The organism is Kumtagia ephedrae (assembly GCF_003012745.1).
GTDB classification, from domain to species: Bacteria; Pseudomonadota; Alphaproteobacteria; order Rhizobiales; family Rhizobiaceae; genus Kumtagia; species Kumtagia ephedrae.
Genome location: NZ_PXYK01000010.1, coordinates 124,710 through 142,893 on the forward strand (window position 1 = coordinate 124,710; position 18,184 = coordinate 142,893).

Annotated in this window: 19 protein-coding genes; 10 read left to right on the forward strand and 9 right to left on the reverse strand. The window is 65.8% G+C overall.

Annotated elements, in window-relative coordinates:
- Positions 1-18 precede the first annotated feature (18 nt).
- The 5 genes from C7I84_RS12345 to aat all read left to right on the forward strand — a co-directional run bounded on the left by C7I84_RS12345 (position 19) and on the right by aat (position 3,870).
- Positions 19-828 carry a DsbA family protein gene (locus C7I84_RS12345; protein ID WP_106772491.1) on the forward strand — a complete coding sequence of 270 codons (810 nt, stop codon included), beginning with the start codon at positions 19-21 and terminating at the stop codon, positions 826-828.
- Between the two features lie 137 nt (positions 829-965).
- On the forward strand, positions 966-1,400 hold the full coding sequence (aroQ, locus tag C7I84_RS12350) for a type II 3-dehydroquinate dehydratase (protein WP_106772492.1): 435 nt from the start codon (positions 966-968) through the stop codon (positions 1,398-1,400).
- A gap of 32 nt (positions 1,401-1,432) precedes the next feature.
- Complete coding sequence (accB, locus tag C7I84_RS12355; protein WP_106772493.1) at positions 1,433-1,888, forward strand: acetyl-CoA carboxylase biotin carboxyl carrier protein; 456 nt, start codon at positions 1,433-1,435, stop codon at positions 1,886-1,888.
- A 7-nt stretch (positions 1,889-1,895) separates the two neighbouring features.
- Positions 1,896-3,239, forward strand: coding sequence for an acetyl-CoA carboxylase biotin carboxylase subunit (gene accC / locus C7I84_RS12360; RefSeq protein WP_106772494.1), 1,344 nt, complete (start codon positions 1,896-1,898; stop codon positions 3,237-3,239).
- Between the two features lie 13 nt (positions 3,240-3,252).
- Entirely contained in the window at positions 3,253-3,870 is a 618-nt protein-coding gene (aat, locus tag C7I84_RS12365) for a leucyl/phenylalanyl-tRNA--protein transferase (protein WP_106772495.1), read from the forward strand.
- Positions 3,871-3,913: 43 nt separating this feature from the next.
- Here aat and C7I84_RS12370 read toward each other — a convergent pair whose 3' ends face one another.
- A complete protein-coding gene (locus C7I84_RS12370; RefSeq protein WP_106772557.1) occupies positions 3,914-4,357 on the reverse strand; it encodes a DUF2155 domain-containing protein in 444 nt (147 codons plus the stop codon).
- Between the two features lie 107 nt (positions 4,358-4,464).
- Positions 4,465-4,863, reverse strand: coding sequence for an NADH:ubiquinone oxidoreductase subunit NDUFA12 (locus C7I84_RS12375; protein WP_106772496.1), 399 nt, complete (start codon positions 4,861-4,863; stop codon positions 4,465-4,467).
- Between the two features lie 233 nt (positions 4,864-5,096).
- On the opposite strand from C7I84_RS12375, the gene C7I84_RS12380 reads away from it, so the two are divergent.
- The gene (locus C7I84_RS12380) at positions 5,097-5,843 is read left to right on the forward strand and encodes a methyltransferase family protein (protein WP_245428416.1); all 747 of its coding nucleotides are present in this window, start codon (positions 5,097-5,099) and stop codon (positions 5,841-5,843) included.
- Between the two features lie 7 nt (positions 5,844-5,850).
- Here C7I84_RS12380 and C7I84_RS12385 read toward each other — a convergent pair whose 3' ends face one another.
- A complete protein-coding gene (locus C7I84_RS12385; protein ID WP_106772497.1) occupies positions 5,851-6,342 on the reverse strand; it encodes a GNAT family N-acetyltransferase in 492 nt (163 codons plus the stop codon).
- A 5-nt stretch (positions 6,343-6,347) separates the two neighbouring features.
- The gene (gatB, locus tag C7I84_RS12390) at positions 6,348-7,850 is read right to left on the reverse strand and encodes an Asp-tRNA(Asn)/Glu-tRNA(Gln) amidotransferase subunit GatB (protein WP_106772498.1); all 1,503 of its coding nucleotides are present in this window, start codon (positions 7,848-7,850) and stop codon (positions 6,348-6,350) included.
- 324 nt (positions 7,851-8,174) lie between these two features.
- Here gatB and C7I84_RS12395 point away from each other — a divergent pair, with 324 nt between their 5' ends.
- Positions 8,175-8,432 carry a YjhX family toxin gene (locus C7I84_RS12395; protein WP_106772499.1) on the forward strand — a complete coding sequence of 86 codons (258 nt, stop codon included), beginning with the start codon at positions 8,175-8,177 and terminating at the stop codon, positions 8,430-8,432.
- Between the two features lie 71 nt (positions 8,433-8,503).
- On the opposite strand, the gene C7I84_RS12400 is transcribed toward C7I84_RS12395, so the two are convergent.
- The 3 genes from C7I84_RS12400 to C7I84_RS12410 form a co-directional block, all read right to left on the reverse strand.
- Positions 8,504-9,730, reverse strand: coding sequence for an OmpP1/FadL family transporter (locus tag C7I84_RS12400; RefSeq protein WP_106772500.1), 1,227 nt, complete (start codon positions 9,728-9,730; stop codon positions 8,504-8,506).
- Positions 9,731-10,076: 346 nt separating this feature from the next.
- Positions 10,077-12,863 (reverse strand): valine--tRNA ligase, encoded by a 2,787-nt coding sequence (locus tag C7I84_RS12405; RefSeq protein ID WP_106772501.1) that lies wholly within the window; start codon positions 12,861-12,863, stop codon positions 10,077-10,079.
- A 136-nt stretch (positions 12,864-12,999) separates the two neighbouring features.
- A complete protein-coding gene (locus C7I84_RS12410; RefSeq protein ID WP_106772502.1) occupies positions 13,000-13,887 on the reverse strand; it encodes a LysR family transcriptional regulator in 888 nt (295 codons plus the stop codon).
- 99 nt (positions 13,888-13,986) lie between these two features.
- Between C7I84_RS12410 and C7I84_RS12415 the strand changes: the two genes are divergently transcribed.
- The 3 genes from C7I84_RS12415 (at position 13,987) to C7I84_RS12425 (ending at position 15,671) form a co-directional block, all read left to right on the forward strand.
- On the forward strand, positions 13,987-14,709 hold the full coding sequence (locus C7I84_RS12415) for an SDR family oxidoreductase (protein ID WP_106772503.1): 723 nt from the start codon (positions 13,987-13,989) through the stop codon (positions 14,707-14,709).
- 67 nt (positions 14,710-14,776) lie between these two features.
- A complete protein-coding gene (locus C7I84_RS12420; RefSeq protein WP_106772504.1) occupies positions 14,777-15,295 on the forward strand; it encodes a nuclear transport factor 2 family protein in 519 nt (172 codons plus the stop codon).
- Between the two features lie 94 nt (positions 15,296-15,389).
- Positions 15,390-15,671 (forward strand): Atu4866 domain-containing protein, encoded by a 282-nt coding sequence (locus tag C7I84_RS12425; protein WP_425351337.1) that lies wholly within the window; start codon positions 15,390-15,392, stop codon positions 15,669-15,671.
- A 69-nt stretch (positions 15,672-15,740) separates the two neighbouring features.
- Here the strand turns inward: C7I84_RS12425 and C7I84_RS12430 are convergent, their stop codons facing one another.
- The gene (locus C7I84_RS12430; protein ID WP_106772506.1) at positions 15,741-16,583 is read right to left on the reverse strand and encodes a PopZ family protein; all 843 of its coding nucleotides are present in this window, start codon (positions 16,581-16,583) and stop codon (positions 15,741-15,743) included.
- Positions 16,584-16,756: 173 nt separating this feature from the next.
- A complete protein-coding gene (locus tag C7I84_RS12435) occupies positions 16,757-18,154 on the reverse strand; it encodes a TolC family outer membrane protein (RefSeq protein ID WP_106772507.1) in 1,398 nt (465 codons plus the stop codon).
- Positions 18,155-18,184 lie beyond the last annotated feature (30 nt).

Genomic DNA, 18,184 nt, shown 5'->3' on the forward strand with positions numbered 1-18,184 from the left:
CAGCAGGAGAACGATCCGATGAACAAGGCAATCCTGCTGGGCGCGACCGGCGTGGTCGTGGCTTTCGCCGCGCTGGCGGTCGGCTTCGCCGCCGGCAGCAAGGCAAACACGGTGCCCGACAATGCCCCGCAGGCGGCGGCAGCCGACCCGGGGCTGGATCGTCCGGCGGTCGAAAGGATCGTCCGCGACTATCTGCTCGCCAATCCGGAGGTGATGCTGGAAGTCCAGACCGCACTGGAGACCAAGCAGCGCGAGCAGCAGCAGCTCGCCAATGTGAAGGTCATCGAGGATTCCAGGGACCTGATCTTCAACTCCGCCCATGACGGGGTGCTCGGCAATCCCCGGGGCAAGGTCACCATCGTCGAGTTCTACGACTACAATTGCGGCTACTGCAAACGCGCCCAGGAAGACATGCTTGCGCTGATCGAGAGCGATCCGGAAGTCCGTTTCGTGCTGAAGGAATTCCCCATCCTCGGAGCCGATTCGCAAAAAGCTCACATCGTCTCGCAGGCCTTTCTGAAGGTGATGCCGGAGAAGTACGACGAGTTCCACAACCGTCTGCTCGCCGCCCAGACCCGCGCCACCGAGGCGAGCGCCGTCCAGCTCGCGGTCTCGCTCGGCGCCGACGAGGCGAAGCTGCGCGAGGCGATGAAGGATCCGGCGATCGGCGAGGCGTTCGAGCAGACCTACGACCTCGCCAACCGCCTGTCGATCACCGGCACCCCGTCCTATGTCGTCGGCAATGAGGTGGTTTTCGGCGCGCTCGGCCGCGAAGTGCTGGCCGAGAAGATCGCGGCTGCGAAAGACTGTCTCGAAACCGCCTGCTGATCCGAAGTCGGGCCGACGCCCTCCTCCGCCTGTGGACAGCGAAAGAACGCGCTTGCGCTCTTTCCGGGGCGGCCTATGCCCTTTATAGAGGTCGCGGTGCCGCAATTCCTGCGGGCGCCGGTGCAAGGTGTTGCTGATTGAAAACGGTCTTCGTCCTCAACGGTCCCAATCTGAACGCGCTGGGAAAGCGCGAGCCCGGGATCTATGGCGGCAAGACGCTTGCCGGGATCGAGGCGGACCTGAAGGCTGCGGCCGAGCCGCTCGGGCTGGCCGTCGACTTCCGCCAGTCCAACCATGAGGGCGACCTGGTGGACTGGCTGCACGAGGCTGCCGACAAGGCGGTCGGCGTGGTGCTCAACGCCGGCGCCTACACACACACCTCCATCGCCCTCCACGATGCGATCCGCGCCGTCGCGCCGTTGCCGGTCGTCGAGGTGCATCTTTCCAACATCCACGCGCGCGAGCCGTTCCGGCACAAGTCGATGATCGCTCCGGTCGCCGTGGGAATGATCTGCGGCTTCGGGCCGCTGGGCTATGTGCTGGCGCTGCAGGCGCTCGCCGCTCGGCTCTAGGCAGCCGGCAACAGAAGGGAAAAGGTCTCGACATGTCGACAAAGAAGACGGATGTTGACCAGCAGCTCATCCGCGATCTCGCCGGTATCCTGAACGACACGAATCTCTCCGAAATCGAAGTCGAGCTCGGCGACCTCAAGCTGCGCGTCGCCCGCCACGCCGCGCCGATCCAGGCCTATGCCGCCCCGCTGCCTGCCGCTCCCGCCGCGGCGGCCGCCGCTGTTGCCGCCCCGGTTCCGGCCGCGGACCTGTCGAAGAACGCCGTTGCCTCGCCGATGGTCGGCACCGCCTATCTGGCGCCCGCGCCGAACGCGAAGGCCTTCATCGAGGTCGGGCAGACGGTACGCGAAGGCCAGACGCTGCTCATCATCGAAGCCATGAAGACGATGAACCAGATCCCCTCCCCGCGCGCCGGGACCGTCACCGCGATCCTGATCGAGGACGCCCAGCCGGTCGAATATGGGATGCCGCTGGTGGTGATCGAGTAGGTTGCCGATGTTCCAGAAGATCCTCATCGCCAACCGCGGCGAGATCGCGCTCAGGGTGCTTCGCGCGGCGAAGGAGCTCGGCATCAAGACCGTCGTCGTGCATTCGACGGCCGACGCCGACGCCATGCATGTGCGGCTCGCCGACGAGAGCGTGTGCATCGGCCCGCCGCCGTCGCGCGAGAGCTATCTCAACATCCACCAGATCGTCGCCGCCTGCGAGATCACCGGCGCCGACGCCGTGCATCCGGGCTACGGCTTCCTGTCGGAGAACGCCAAGTTCGCCGACATCCTGGCCGCCCACCACATCACCTTCATCGGCCCCTCGGCCGAGCACATCCGCATCATGGGCGACAAGATCGAGGCCAAGCGCACGGCCAGGCGGCTCGGCATCCCTTGTGTTCCCGGCTCCGACGGGGCGGTCTCCGACGAGACCGAGGCCAAGCGGCTGGCGGCCGACATCGGCTACCCCGTGATCATCAAGGCGGCCGCCGGCGGCGGCGGACGCGGCATGAAGGTGGCGCGCACCGAGGCCGATCTCGTCGAGGCGCTGCATACCGCACGCACCGAGGCGGGTGCCGCCTTCGGCGACGATTCCGTCTATATCGAGAAGTACCTGGAAAAGCCGCGTCACATTGAGCTGCAGGTGTTCGGCGACGGCGCCGGCAAGGGCGTGCATCTCGGCGAACGCGACTGCTCGCTGCAGCGCCGCCACCAGAAGGTGTGGGAGGAAGCGCTGTCGCCGGCGCTGAACGAGTCGGAACGCGCACGCATCGGCGACATCTGCGCCAACGCCGTGGCCGAGCTCGGCTATTCCGGCGCCGGCACCATCGAGTTCCTCTACGAGAACGGCGAGTTCTATTTCATCGAGATGAACACGCGCCTGCAGGTCGAGCATCCGGTGACGGAGGCGATCACCGGCCTGGACCTCGTGCACGAGCAGATCCGCGTGGCGTCGGGCGGCGGCCTGTCGGTAAGGCAGGAGGACGTGAAGTTCCAGGGCCACGCCATCGAATGCCGCATCAACGCCGAGGATCCGCGCACCTTCACGCCGTCGCCCGGCACCATCACCCATTTCCACACGCCCGGCGGGCTCGGCATCCGCGTCGATTCCGGCGTCTATTCCGGCTATCGCATACCGCCCTACTACGACAGCCTGATCGGCAAGCTGATCGTGCACGGCCGCAACCGCGTCGAATGCATGATGCGGCTGCGCCGCGCGCTCGACGAGTTCGTGGTCGACGGCATCAAGACGACGCTGCCGCTGTTCCGCGAGCTGGTCGGCAACAGCGACATCGCCAATGGCGACTACGACATCCACTGGCTGGAAAAACATCTCGCGGAGAGCGCCTGACGCGCTGGGTCCCATGGCACGCCCGTTTGCGCCCGGCCATCGCATCCCGACCGACCTGCTGTTGAAAGCCTATGCCTCGGGTGTCTTCCCGATGGCCGAAAGCTCGGATGATCCGGAAGTCTTCTGGGTACGGCCGGAAGCGCGGGGCATCCTGCCGCTCGACGCTTTCCACGTATCGAAAAGCCTGCGCAGGACTGTGCGGCGCCATCCCTTCGACATCCGCGTCGACACCGACTTTGCCGGCGTGATCGACGCCTGCGCCGAGACGCGCGCGGGCAGGCATTCCACCTGGATCAACGCGCCCATCCGCGAGGCCTATGTCGAGCTCAACAGGATCGGCCACGCCCATTCGGTGGAAGCCTGGCGCGAGGAAAAACTGGTCGGCGGCCTTTATGGGGTGACTCTGGGCCGCGCCTTCTTCGGCGAAAGCATGTTTTCGCGCGAGACCGACGCCTCGAAGGTCTGCCTGGTGCATCTGGTGGAGCGGCTGCGCGCGCGCGGCTTCGTGCTGCTCGACACGCAGTTCACCACCGAGCATCTGAAATCGTTCGGAGCGATCGACGTGCCGCGGCGCAAATACGAGACGATGCTGGAAGAGGCGCTGCGGGGCGCTGCGCGTTTTTATCCGTAGAGAGGCCTGGCACCGCTCTTCCTGTGCCCTCCGCCCGCCCCACTCAGTTCGTCTTGCTCGCCTCGGGCGCCGGCACGTCGGAACTCTGCTTGCAGCTCTTCAGCCAGACGTCGTAGACGGCGTGCTCGACGGCGTTGAGGCCCGGGCTCTCGGCGAACATCCAGCCGGTGAAGATACGCCGGATTTTCCGGTCGAGGGTGATCTCGTCGACCTCGACGAAGGAGTCGGTCTTCGGCTCCTCCTCCTTCGCCCGCGAGTAGCAGACGCGCGGCGTCACCTGCAGCGCGCCGAACTGCACCGTTTCGTTGATATAGACGTCGAAGGTGATGATGCGGCCGGTGATCTTGTCGACGCCGGTGAATTCGGCCACCGGATTAGTGAGGCGCTCGGCCTGCGCCGAGGGCGGCGCACAACAGACGCCCACCGTCAGGCTCGCGGCTGTGAAAGCTGCGAGCTTGGCCCCGTGCAGGGTCGAGAAAAGCGTCATCATCGATGATTCCGGACTGTGCCTGCCTGAAAACCCTGACTGGCGTATCGCGCCGTCAAGGTCAACATGCCGTTAACCCCGGATTGTGGCGACACCGAAGCGTCCGATCATCCGCCCGGCGTCCAGGCGTCGTAGTCGCCGGTGACCTGCGGCCGGCGCAGGCCGTGCGCCAGCGAGCCCTTGGGCCGGTAGGCGGCGGGGCTTCCGGTCAGGTTCGGCTCATGCAGCTTCTGCCAGTCGCGCGCCTTGTATGTCTCCTGCGACGGCGCGACATCCACCCGGTGATGGATCCAGCCGTGCCAGCCTGGCGGAATGCGCGAGGCTTCCGACACGCCGTTGTAGATCACCCAGCGCCGGGTGCGGCCGTCGGAATTGATGCCGCCTTCGTAATAGGTATTGCCGAATTCGTCCTGCCCCACCTTGTTGCCGTAGCGCCAGGTGTGGAAGCGGGTGCCGAGCGTCTGGCCGTTCCACCAGGTAAAGAACTGGGCAAGGAAATTCTTCATCACGTCCCTCGGCCGCCGGCGCGACTGCGCCCGTCAAAACCAGGCCCGTTATGGCCTCGCCGCGCGGGCGATGCAAGTGCGGCGTTGCGTTGCATTCGCAATCGGCAGGTGCCGCCTGCTTGGCGCCGCCGACGTGGAGCCCGGCCGCCAAACCTCGCTCAAACTTCCGCCGGATTTCAGGCGCCAATCGGCGTTACCCCAAACCGGGATCCGATCCCGTACCAGCAGAGGCAATGATGATCTCCGACTCGATCGCCCGGCAGGGGAGCTGGCTGTTCCGCCGGCGCAGCTACGTGATCCTCGGCTTCGCGCCGATCTTCCTGTTCGTGGCCACGCAGCCGGAACCGATAGAGATGCATTTCGGCGCCCTTGCCGACAGTCTGTACGAAAGCGCCTGCATCCTGCTCGCCTTCGCCGGGCTCGCCATCCGCGCCGCCACCGTCGGCTTCGTGCCGGCCGGCACGTCGGGCCGCAACACCCAGCGCCAGATCGCAGAGACGCTGAACACCACCGGGCTTTATTCGCTGACGCGCAATCCCCTCTACTTCGGCAACGCGGTGACGATGACGGCAATTGCCCTGTTCTCGCAGGACGTGTTCGTCGTGCTGCTGATGCTGCTCTTCCAGGTGGTCTATCACGAGCGGATCATCGCCACGGAGGAGAGGTTCCTGGGCGAGAAGTTCGGGCATCGCTATGCCGACTGGGCGGCGCGCGTTCCCGCCTTCTTCCCGCGCCTGACCGGTTGGGTGCCGCCCGCCCTTCCCTTTTCGCTGAAGAACGTTCTCCGGCGCGAATATTCGAGCTTCTTCGCCATCGTGGCGATCTTCTTCACGCTCGATCAGGTGCGCGAGGTGCTGGCCGAGAGGCACACGGCGATAGACCCGGCCTGGCTTGCCGCGCTCACCGGCGGCGCCGCGGTCTATGTCGGTCTGCGCTGGCTGAAGAAGCGCACGAAACTCCTGAAGGTCGTCGGCCGCTGACGGCGTCTCAGTCGAGCCGTTTCTCGTAGACCAGCGCCGGAATGGCGAAGGTCGAGCCGCCGCAATTCACCGTATCGCCGGTCGGCCGGAAGCCGTTGGCCTGATAGAAGGCAACGGCTTCGCTATTGGCTTGTTCGACCTCCAGGCGAACCGTGCGGGCATCCGGAAAACTGTCCTCGATCTCGTGCAGCAACTGCTTTCCCAGTCCCCTGCCCTGGAAAGCCGGTCGGACATAGAGCTGGTAGAGGATCAGAACCTTCGGGTCCGTGGTGGCCGCCGCGAAAGCCATGCCGCCGAGCCGGCGGCCGTCGTCGGCCACCAGGAACTCGCCGTTCGGGCGTTTCAGGCGCGCCGCCAGCGACTCGATCGAATGCCAGTCGTCGGTGATCTCGGTGACGCGCTCGTGCCCGTAGATCGAATCGTAGGTGGCATGCCAGGTCTCGACCAGGAGGTCGCGCACCGCCGGCAGGTCGCGTTCGCTGGCGGTGCGGATGAACACGGAAGCTAGTCCTCGATACCGAGCTTGGCCTTCACCAGCGAGTTGACCGCCTGCGGGTTGGCCTTGCCGCCCGTCGCCTTCATCACCTGGCCGACGAACCAGCCGGCCAGGCTCGGCTTGGCCTTCGCCTGCTCGACCTTGTCGGGGTTTGCCGCGATCACCTCGTCCACCGCCTTCTCGATGGCGCCGGTGTCGGTGACCTGCTTCATGCCGCGGCTTTCGACGAGCGCCTTCGGGTCGCCGCCCTCGCTCCAGACGAGCTCGAACAGATCCTTGGCGATCTTGCCGGAGATCGTACCTTCCCTGATCAGATCGACGATGGCGCCGAGCTGATCGGGCGAAACCGGCGACTCTTCAATGGTTTTGCCGGCCTTGTTCAAGGCGCCGAGCAGGTCGTTGATCACCCAGTTGGCGGCCGTCTTGCCGTCGCGGCCGGCCGCCACCTTCTCGAAATAGTCGGCGATCGCCTTCTCCGAAACGAGAATCGAGGCGTCGTAGGCGGAAAGCCCGAGCGAGGCGATCAGGCGCGTGCGCTTGTCGTCGGGCAGTTCAGGCAGGTAGCCGGCCAGCGCGTCGACATAGGCCTGGTCGAATTCGAGCGGCAGCAAATCCGGGTCGGGGAAATAGCGGTAGTCGTGCGCCTCCTCCTTGGAGCGCATCGAGCGCGTCTCGCCCTTGTTCGGGTCGAACAGCCGCGTCTCCTGGTCGATCTTGCCGCCATCCTCGATGATCGCGATCTGGCGGCGCGCCTCATAATCGATCGCCTGGCCGACGAAGCGGATGGAGTTGACGTTCTTGATCTCGCAGCGCGTGCCGAAGCCCTCGCCCGGGCGGCGCACCGACACGTTGACGTCGGCGCGCATGGAGCCCTCGTCCATGTTGCCGTCGCAGGTGCCGAGATAGCGCACGATGGTTCTGAGCTTGGTCAGATAGGCCTTGGCCTCGTCGGCCGAGCGCATGTCCGGCTTCGACACGATCTCCATCAGCGCCACGCCGGAGCGGTTCAGATCGACATAGGACATGGTCGGGTGCTGGTCGTGCATCGACTTGCCGGCGTCCTGCTCCAGATGCAGCCGCTCGATGCCGACCTCGATCTCCTCGAACTGGCCTTTCGAATCCGGCCCGACCGACACCGCCACGATGCCCTCGCCGACGATCGGCTGCTTGTACTGCGAGATCTGGTAGCCCTGCGGCAGGTCCGGGTAAAAATAGTTCTTGCGGTCGAATACCGATTTCAGGTTGATCTGCGCCTTCAGCCCGAGGCCGGTGCGGATCGCCTGGCGTACGCATTCCTCGTTGATCACCGGCAGCATGCCGGGCATGGCCGCGTCGACCAGGCTGACATTGGCGTTGGGCGCCGCGCCGAATGCGGTCGATGCCCCCGAGAACAGCTTCGCATCGGAGGTGACTTGCGCATGCACCTCAAGGCCGATGATCACCTCCCAGTCGCCGGTGGCGCCGGGGATCAGTCGCTTTGGATCGGGCGTGCGGGTGTCGATGATGGTCATGCCGGCCTGCGGAAAGTGGAAGTCACGCTTGAAGTGATTTTGAACCGGCCATCTCGCTAGTGCAAACCGGCCGGTGACGCAAGCATTTGGCCGGTCCAAGCCGCGCCTTGCCCCTTGATCCCGCGGCTTCTCTGGCGTTTCGGCGGCATGTCCCCTATAGTCCGCCGCATCCAATGGAGAGTGGATGTCCACTTACGCTCAGTCCCGGTAACGCCCTGACCTCTTCGGGAGGCAGGGCAGAAAACCTGAACCACCGCGCCGCGAAGCCTCGCGGCCGCGGTTTTTTGTTTTGGCCGCTCGGCCAGGTTTTCACGGAATTGAGACATGGACATTTCGCGCACCGAACAGCGCATTCTCCACCTGCTCGCCCAGGGCGGGCGCATCGAAGTCGAAAAGAACGAGAAGAGACGGATCGAGGCGATCCGTTGCCTGACCCGCGACGGCTGGCGCTATCCCGACCTCGATCTGGCGCTCTTCCGCAAGCTCAAGCGCAAGCGGGCGATCGCCTCGTCGGAAAGCGGACCCTATCGCATCACGCGGCGCGGGCTCGAACTCGTGCGCGCGGAACTGGACAACCGGTAACGAGCAGGCCGGCACGCCGGATGGCTTGCGTGCCGGCCTTGGACCGTCGCTACCGCGCCACAGGCAAACCGTCAGAACTTCAGCTTCACGCTGCCGGAAACGGCGCTGACGAGATCGTCGCCGAAGTCATAGGCGACGTCGGTGCCGTAGCTGATGCCATCGCTCTCCACCACGCCGGAAGAACCGCTGGTCAGGATGCCGACCGAGCCGCCCAGCCTGAATTCGAGATTCTGGTTGGGCGTGTAGGAGCCGCCGGCGCTGAGCAGCCAGGTGTCGGTCTGGGTGCCGAGCCCGGTCGAGGTGCCGCGGTCCCAGGTGATCGAGGCGGCGCCGCTCAGCTTGTCGGTGAAGGCGTGGCCGATACCGGCCTGCACGGTCCAGCCGTCGCGATAGAGCAGGTCGAGAGAGGTCGCCCGGTTGGTGGGAGTACACGTTGGCTGACCGACCGGGCAGAATAGAATGCTTTGCAAGACGCTCCAGTCAACCCACTTGACAGAGCCGAAAGCCAGCCAACCAGGGGCGATGCCGGACTGCACTTTCAACTCGACGGACTGCGGCATTGAGGCCGTCCCAACGACGTCGGTCACCCTGCCCAATATTGGATTAAGAGGGGGCAACTGGGTGAGATCCAGCGTGCCGGTTATGTCTCCAAGGTCAACCTCGGAGTTATAGACAAGGCTCGCCCTAAAGGCGATTTCCTCGATTTCATAAGCCACACCAGCGCGCCAGCCGACACCATCTCCGCCGAGTTCAAGACGACCGTTGCCGGTAAAGATGCCTATGGGCGTCGGAACCACAACAAGCCGCTCCTTGAAGCCATCCACTTCTTGATAGAATGCGCCGCCAATGAAGCGTATTTGTCCTTTACCAAGATCGGTACGATAGGAACACGTAGCGGCGTAATTGTCGCTGTTGACCTTTGTCTCGATATTGTTATTGGCGCCCACCCAGTCCGCACCAGGCGCCGAATGGGCGCCCCAAGGCTGCGAATAGTCTATCATACAGTCAACGGCTTCGGCTGCGCCGAACTTCATTCCGATACGAGGAACCCAGTAATCCTCGGTATCGCGTACTCCATCCGTTGCTCCGCTGGCCAGCGGATTGGCGCTGACGACATTGTTCAATTCCCTCTGCGGCATGATGTAGGCGGCCGTCGCGTCCGCGGCGAAGCGCGACGGGTCGAACAGAAGATCGATGTTGTAGCCGCCGCGTTCGAGACCTCCGGCCAGTGCCGAACCGACGGAAGCCATCGATACGCACCCGGCCCCGACCAGCGCGGTCACAAGTGTTTTTCTCATTGAAAGTCTCTCCCCAGGGTCTCCCCGGCAACCTTGAGCGAAATCCGGGCGGGCGTGCAACTCGGTTTTTCCACCCGGCGGCGGCGCGGCCTCGAGCATTATCCGCAGGCCCTGCCGCAGAGGTCGAAAATCGGCCGATTTTGGCGCCGATTCGTTTGAAAATGATAGAAAAACGCTTGGCGGTGGCCAAAAATCCGGCCGATTTCCCCGCTTTTCGCCCGTCTGTCGCATTGTGGCAACATTCGGGCGAAAAATGTGCGCCGCGGCGCCTTACTTTGCGGAAGTTCTGGCGCCGCGCCGAGCTTTCGGGCAAGAACGGTGCGCCGAATCGGCGACCGTTCCGCGTTCAGCCGCCGGTATCCCGCACCCGCGACAGCGCCGTTGCCAGCTTCTCTTGGATCGCCTGGTATTCGGCCAGCTTCTCCCGCTCCGCCTCGACCACTTCCGGCGCCGCATTGGCCACGAAGCGCTCGTTCGACAGCTTCTTGTGCAGCCGCGCGATCTCCTCGGTCACCCTGGCGAGCTCCTTCTGCAGCCTGGCGGATTCGGCGGCGAGGTCGATCAGTCCGCCGAGCGGCAGGCAGATCGTCGCCTCGCCGAGCACGATCTGGGCGGAGGCGGCCGGCGGCGCATCGGCATGCGCCACGGCGTCGACACGCGCCAGCCGCTTGATCGCCGCGTCGTGGCGCACCAGCCGCTGGCGGGTCGTGGCGTCGGCGCCGACCACGACCAGCGGCGCGACCGCGCCCGCCGGCACGTTCATCTCCGAGCGGACCGAGCGGATGCCGGAAACCAGCTCGATGAGCCAGTTGATCTCCGCCGCCGCGACATGGTCCTCGAACTCCGGCTCCGGCCAGCGGGCGTGGCAGAGCAGGGTCGGCCGTTCCCGCCCCTCGCCGGCGGTGACCGCCCACAACTCCTCGGTCATGAACGGCATCATCGGGTGCAGCAGCTTGTAGATCTCGTCGAGCACGAAGGCGGCGACCGCCTGGCTCTCCGCCTTGGCCGCCTCGTCCGTGCCGGTGAAGATCGGCTTCAGCAGCTCCAAATACCAGTCGCAGAACTCGTTCCAGACGAAGCGGTAGGCCGCCCCCGCCGCCTCGTTGAAGCGATAGCTGGTGATGCCCTCGGTGATGGCACGGGCCGCGCGCGTCAGCTCGGTCAGGATCCAGCGGTTGACCGTCAGCTTGGCGTCCTGCAGCCAGACGTCGTCGTTGCGGGCGACCCCGTTAATCGCGGCGAAGCGCGTGGCATTCCACAGCTTCGTGCCGAAGTTGCGGTAGCCGGCGATGCGGGCCGGATCGAGCTTCACGTCCCTGCCCTGCGCGGCCATGATGGTCAGCGTGAAGCGCAGCGCGTCGGCGCCGTATTCGCTGATCAGGTCGAGCGGGTCGATGACATTGCCCTTCGACTTCGACATCTTGGCGCCGCTCTTGTCGCGCACCAGCGCATGGACATAGACCGTGTGGAACGGCTCCTCGTCCATGAAGTGCAGGCCCATCATCATCATGCGGGCGACCCAGAAGAAGATGATGTCGAAGCCGGTCACCAGCACGTCGGTCTGGTAGTAGGTGGCAAGTTCCTTGGTCTTGTCCGGCCAGCCCAGCGTCGAGAATGGCCACAGCGCCGAGGAGAACCAGGTGTCGAGCACGTCCTCGTCGCGGATGAGGATCTCGCCCGGCTTGAAGTTCTCCAGCTTGTCCTCGACCCAGGCCTTCCACGGCCCTTCCAGCGCGAGGTAATATTCGATCGCCGCGTCCAGCGCCTCCTGCTCGGTCTTCTCGACGAAGACATGCCCGTCGGGGCCGTACCAGGCGGGGATCTGGTGGCCCCACCACAATTGCCGCGAGATGCACCAGGGCTGGATGTTCTCCATCCAGTCGAAATAGGTCTTTTCCCAGGTCTTCGGCACGAAGCGGGTGGCGCCGTCGCGCACCGAGGCGATGGCCGGTTTCGCCAGCTCGGCCGCGTTCACGTACCATTGGTCGGTCAGGAAGGGCTCGATCGGCACGCCGCCGCGGTCGCCATGCGGCACGGCGTGGCGGTGCGGCTCGACCTTGGCGAGGAAACCGCCCTCCTCCATGATCTGGACGATGAGCTTGCGCGCCTCAAAGCGGTCGAGCCCGTCGAGCTGGTCCCACAGCCGCGCGCGCTCCGGCGTGACGTCCAGGCCGGCGAGGAAGTCGTCATTGTCCTTCAGCGCGACCCGCGCCTCGACGGTCAGGATGTTGATCGCCGGCAGCTTTTGGCGGCGGCCGACCTCGAAGTCGTTGAAGTCGTGCGCCGGCGTGATCTTGACCGCGCCGGTCCCCTTTTCCGGGTCCGAATACTCGTCGGCGACCACGGGAATCCTGCGGCCGACGATCGGCAGCACCACCTCGCGGCCGACGAGATCGCGATAGCGCTCGTCGCCGGGGTGGACGGCAACGCCGGTGTCGCCCAGCATGGTCTCGGGCCGGGTCGTCGCGACGGTTATGTAGGTCGCCGGGTTTTCCGGGTCGAAGACGGCGTCGGCGACGGGATAACGGAAATGCCAGAGGTTGCCGTCGACCTCCTTCTGCTCGACCTCCAGGTCGGAGACGGCCGTCAGCAGCTCGGGATCCCAGTTGACCAGCCGCTTGTCGCGATAGATGAGCCCTTCCTTGTAAAGGCGCACGAAAACTTCGAGAACGGCTTCCGACAGGCCCTCGTCCATGGTGAAGCGCTCGCGCGACCAGTCGCAGGAGGCGCCGAGCCGCTGCAGTTGATGCATGATCGAGCCGCCCGACTGCTCCTTCCAGGTCCAGACCCGGCTGACGAACTCGTCGCGGCCGATGTCGCGGCGCGAGATGCCGCTGGCGGCAAGCTGGCGCTCGACCACCATCTGCGTGGCGATGCCGGCATGGTCCATGCCCGGCTGCCACAGCACGTTCTTGCCGCGCATGCGCTCGAAGCGCACGAGCACGTCCTGCAACGTGTTGTTGAGCGCATGGCCCATATGCAGCGAGCCGGTCACATTGGGCGGCGGGATGACGATGGTGAACGGCTCGGCGCCGGGCTCGGAGCCCGCGCCGGCGCGGAAGGCGCCCTCCGCTTCCCAGCGTTCGGCGATCCGCGGCTCGACGGCCTTCGCGTCATAGGTCTTTTCAAGCATGGGGCGCCCGCGCTTCTGCGATTGGTGGAAAGTCCGCTCTAAAGCGGAAGGGTCTGGCCAAGTCAACCGCCAGCGCCTCAGGCAGTTCCCTTCGACGACGCACATCCGGCGAATGACCGCGGTTCCAGCCGTTCTATCAGTTCCAGCGGCGCACGTGCTCGACGAGGGCCCGCAGCTTCGGCGCCATGTTGCGCCGCTGCGGGTAATAGAGGAAAAACCCCGGAAAGGGCGGTAAAAACTCCTCGAGCAGCCAGACCAGCTCGCCTCTGTCCACATAGGGCTGGAACGTCTCGCGCGGCGCGAAGGTGATGCCGGCGCCGCACAGCGCGGTCCGCAGCATCAGGCGAAGATCGTTGGTGGTGACCTGCGGCTCGACCGCAACGTCGAAGGCGGCGCCGTTCTCCTCGAATTCCCAGCGGTGCGGCGCGACGTTGGGCGCGCGCCGCCAGCCGATGCAGCGATGGTGGACCAGTTCGCGCGGATGGGTCGGCGCGCCATGCGCCGCAAGATAGGTTGGCGCCGCCACCACCGCTTCGCGCTGGTCGCCGGTCACCGGCACGGCGATCATGTCCTGCTCGATCACCTCGCCGAGCCTGACGCCGGCGTCGAAACCGGCCGCCACGATATCGAACTCCTCGTCCGTCACCGTCACGTCGATGGTCACGGCCGGATAGGCCTCGGCAAAGCCGGCGAGCAGCGGCCCCGACAGGAAGGTCTCGGCGATCGAGGTGACCGCCAGCTTCAACAGCCCCCGCGGCTGGTCCTCGGCCGCCACACGTTCCAGCGCGCCCATTATGTCGGACATGGGCCGCGAAAGGGCGGCGCGCAGCCGCTCGCCGGCCTCGGTAAGTCGCACCGAGCGCGTGGTGCGCGTCACCAGCGTCACGCCGACGCCATCCTCCAGCCTGCGGATGCCCTGGCTCACGGCCGAGCGTGTCACCCCCAGACGGTCGGCTGCGGCGCGGAAATTGGCTTCCTCGGCGACGGCCTGGAACAGCGGCAAGAGGTTCATGTCGACGTTCATCGTCAAGCCTGACTAACCATCCAGTCAATAAACGGATAGATACCCGCGACAGCCGCAAAGGTCCATCTCTCCCGTGAAGGGATGAAAGGGAGCAGACACATGGACAAGATCATTCTGGTCACCGGCGCCTCGGGCGGCATCGGCGAAGGCATCGCCCGCGAGCTTGCCGCCCATGGCGGCAAGGTGCTGCTCGGCGCGCGCCGTCGCGACCGCGTCGAGGCCATCGCGGCCGAGATCCGCGCAGCCGGCGGCACTGCGGAGGCGCGCGCGCTCGACGTTACCGACCGTGCCTCCATGGCCGATTTCGCGCAGGCCGCGCTCGATCTCTGGGGCCGCATCGACGTCCTGGTGAACAATGCCGGCGTGATGCCGCTCTCGCCGCTCTCCGCTGGAAAGCACGACGAATGGGAGCGCATGGTCGACGTCAACATCAAGGGCGTGCTGTGGGGGATCGGCGCGGTGCTGCCGATCATGGAGCGGCAGGGCGCCGGCCAGATCATCAATATCGGCTCGATCGGCGCGCTGCAGGTCGTGCCGACCGCAGCAGTGTACTGCGCCACGAAATTCGCCGTGCGCGCCATTTCCGACGGGCTGCGCCAGGAAAGCACGAACATCCGCGTCACCTGCGTCAATCCCGGCGTCGTCGAAAGCGATCTGGCCTCGACCATCACCCATGAAGGAACCAAAGCGCTGATGGGCGAATATCGCGCCATCGCCCTGCAGCCGGCCGACATCGCGCGCGCCGTGCGGCAGGTGATCGAGGCGCCGGACAGCGTCGACACCACCGAGATCACCATCCGCCCGACCGCCTCCGCCAACTGATGCGGTGCCAGCCCAGCGGCCTTGGCCGCGGCCATTCCCTAACCCCTTCGAAGAAAGGACCCGACCGATGACGTCTTTGCGACTGACGCACCCCCTCGCCCGTCCCCTCCGCGCCCTTTTGGTCGCTTCGGCTCTCGTCATAGCCACGACGGCCGCCCGCGCCGATCAGGCGGATACGGCCACCCGCAACGAAGCGGTGGTGCGAAAGGCCTTCGACAATTGGCGTGCCGGCGGCAATGTCTTTGCCGAGTTGCTGGCCGCGGACATAAAGTGGACCATTCACGGGTCGGGACCGGCGGCCGGCACCTATGCCGGGATGGAGAATTTCGTCGAACGGGCCGCGGCTCCGCTGACCAGCCGTCTCGCGACCCCGATCGTTCCCGAGGTCCATGGCATCTGGGCATCGGGCGACACCGTGATCGTCCGCTTCGACGGCTCGGCCACCACGACTTCGGGCGCACCTTACGCCAACCAGTTCGTCTGGATCTTCCGGATGAAGGACGGCCGCGTCGCCGAGGCCGAAGCCTTCCTCGATCTCGTCGCCTATCAGACCGTCGTCGAAAACAACGCGCCGCGCGCGGATTGAAAAACCCTCGTTCGGCAGCGCTGGTTCATTCGGCGCTGCCCATCCAATCATCGGGAGACGGAAGATGAAAAAGCCCTTGGCAACGCTTGTCGCAATGGCCCTGCTCGGGCAGCCTGTTGCAGCACAGGAGACGGCCGCGACGGCTGATCACCCCTATGTCGGCATGTGGGTCACCGAAGACGGTCACATCCGCCACGAACTGCTGCCCAACAACCGCTATGTCGAGGCGCGCGGCACCCGCGAACGCGCCTATGAAGGCCGTTACGAGGTGACCGGCGACCACATCGAATATTGGGACGACACCGGCTTCACCGCGGACGGCGATTTCATCGACGGCGTGCTCCACCACGGCGGAATGGTGCTTTACCGGCGATAATCCGGTAGCTTGTCGCCAACGCCGCCGCTTTCCTGAGTGAGGCGTCGTTGCCGACGCCCTTCACCGGGCTCAGGCGCCGCGGGCGATCCGCTCGATCTCCTCGCGGACGAGCCGCTCGACCAGCGTCGGCAAATTGTTGTCGAGCCAGTCCTGCAGCATCGGCCGCAGCATTTCCTCCGCAATTTCGTCCAGGCTCTTGCGGTTGCGTGCCGCCAGGGCCTCCGACAACTCGCCGAAGGCCGCCGCGACCTGCCGCTCGGTCTGGTCGGAAATGATGGCGGGCCGGGCCAGTTCGGCGGAAAAGGCCGGAGCCTCGTCCGGCTCGTCGATCTCCGCCGCCGGATGGTCCGCCTCGGCGGAGGGCGCCTGCGCCGACGCGATGTCGCGCAGCACGGCGTTGGCGACGTCGTCCATGTCGAAATCAGCCTCGCCTGCCGCCTCGACAGACTCCGGCTCGGAAATTCCGAGCCGCCAGGCATCGACGCTATCCTCCGACGGACCGTCGCCGGCCGTGGCCGGCGGCTCGATTTCAGCAGCGGTGGAAGCCTCGTCGAAGGTCGCCGCCTCGAATTCGGCAGCCTCGGAGGCGCGCTCGGCGACCTCGCGTGCCGCTGCGCGGTCCGCCATCACCTGTGCCTGCACGTCGGCCATCGTGAAGGTCTCGCGCGCTTCCGGAAAAATCCCGGCTTCGCCGCGCGGAGCACTCCGAAAGGCCTCCACGGCGATCACCGAAGCCTGGTTGGCAGCCGGAGCCGCTTCGGCGAGGCCTTGCGGGGCGGCGATGTCGTTGTCGGGTCGCACCACCGGATCGTCGCCGCGGCGGACCGAATCGCTGTCCTCGATTATCCTGCGGATGGAAGCCAGGATTTCTTCCATCGAAGGTTCGCGCTGCGCGCTGCCCAATTGTGCCATCGTCACATCCGCCGCCTTTGTGACCTGTTGCCTGGGCTGCTCCCCACGAACAGCCCACGAATCATGACAACAGCCTAGCCGAGGCGGGGGGCAGCGAGAATCCCCAAAGACGGTTTCGCAGGAATTTCAACAGGCAAGGGCAGGGCGCGCGAGGCGCGCCCTGAAGGAGCGCGTCAGCGGCCGTCGGGCGTGCGCAGGCCGAACCACTTGTCCTTGACGGCCTTGTAGTGCTCCTGCGGCTTGTATTCGGCCACTCTTAGGCCGAGCCGCTGCGAGTTGAGCGCGCCGATCGCCGAAAGAATGGCGTAGCTGCCGACCACCACGTCGCGCTCCGCATTGGCGAGGTTGATCTGCGCGGTGATCACGTCGGCCTGCGCGTCGAGCACGTCGAGCGTGGTGCGCTGGCCGACATTGCGCTCCTCGATCACGCCGTTCAGCGCGAGCTGGCTGGCAGAGACGACCTCGCGGTTCGCCTGGACGTTCTCGCGCGCGGCGACATAGGCCGTCCAGGCAGAGGTGACCGCCTGGCGGACATCGTCGCGCCGGACGTCGACGTCGATGCGCGCCTGGCCCAACGTCTCCTTGGACTGGCGGATCTCCGCCGAGGTCCGGCCGCCCGTATAGATCGGTATCGTGAGCGAGGCGCCGATGCTGGCCGAGGTGTTGCCGTTGTCGGTGGTTTGGAGGGGTTCGGTGCTCGTAAAGCCTGTTCCGACGCTCGCCTGGCCCGTTACCCGCGGCAGCAGGGCGCCCTCGGCGGACTTCACCTGGAAGCCGGCGGCATCGACAAGATGTTCCGAGGCAAGAATTGCGGGATGCTCCGCAGCAGCCATCGCATAGGCCGCCTCGGCCGACCTGGGCAGGAGCTTCGCCAGCGGCGCGGCGGCCTGCAGATTGCCCGGCTCCTCGCCGACGATCTGACGGTAGGCCGCGGCGCTGGCCTGCGCCTGCGCACGCGCGGCGCTCAGCTGGGCGACGGCCGAGGAGCGGCTGGCGTCGGCCTGCGCGACGTCGGTGCGCGTGCCCTCGCCGACCTCGAGGCGCGACCGGGCGGCACGCGCCTGCTCGTTGAGGAATTCGAGATTCTGCTCCGTCAGCACCGCGATCCGGCGGTCGCGGATCACGTCCATATAGGCGCTGGCCGCGTCGAACAGCGTATTCTGCTCGCTGTTGCGCAGGCTCTCGAAGGAGGCACGCACCTGCGCCTCGGCCGCGGCGACATTGTTCCTGGTCTGGAAGCCGTCGAACAGCATCTGCTGCAGCTCGATACCGAACGAGCCGGTGGTAATGCGCGGGCTCGAGTTCGGAAGTACCGACAGCCTGGGATTACGCCTGGTCGACGTATAATCGATGCTGCCGGTGGCGGCGATCGTCGGCCGGTAACCGGACTTGGCGATCGCGACATTCTCGTCGGTGACGCGCGCGCCGGCGCGCGCCGAGTTCAACGTCGAGTTGAACTGATAGGCCTTGGTCAGCGCGCCGAGAATCGTCTCGGCGGAGGCCGTCGCGGCCGACAACGCGGTCGCGGAGAGGAGGACGGCGGCGAACAGTGACTTGCGAAACAACAGCACAGACTTTCCCTCTACCGCAGCGGCAAAAAG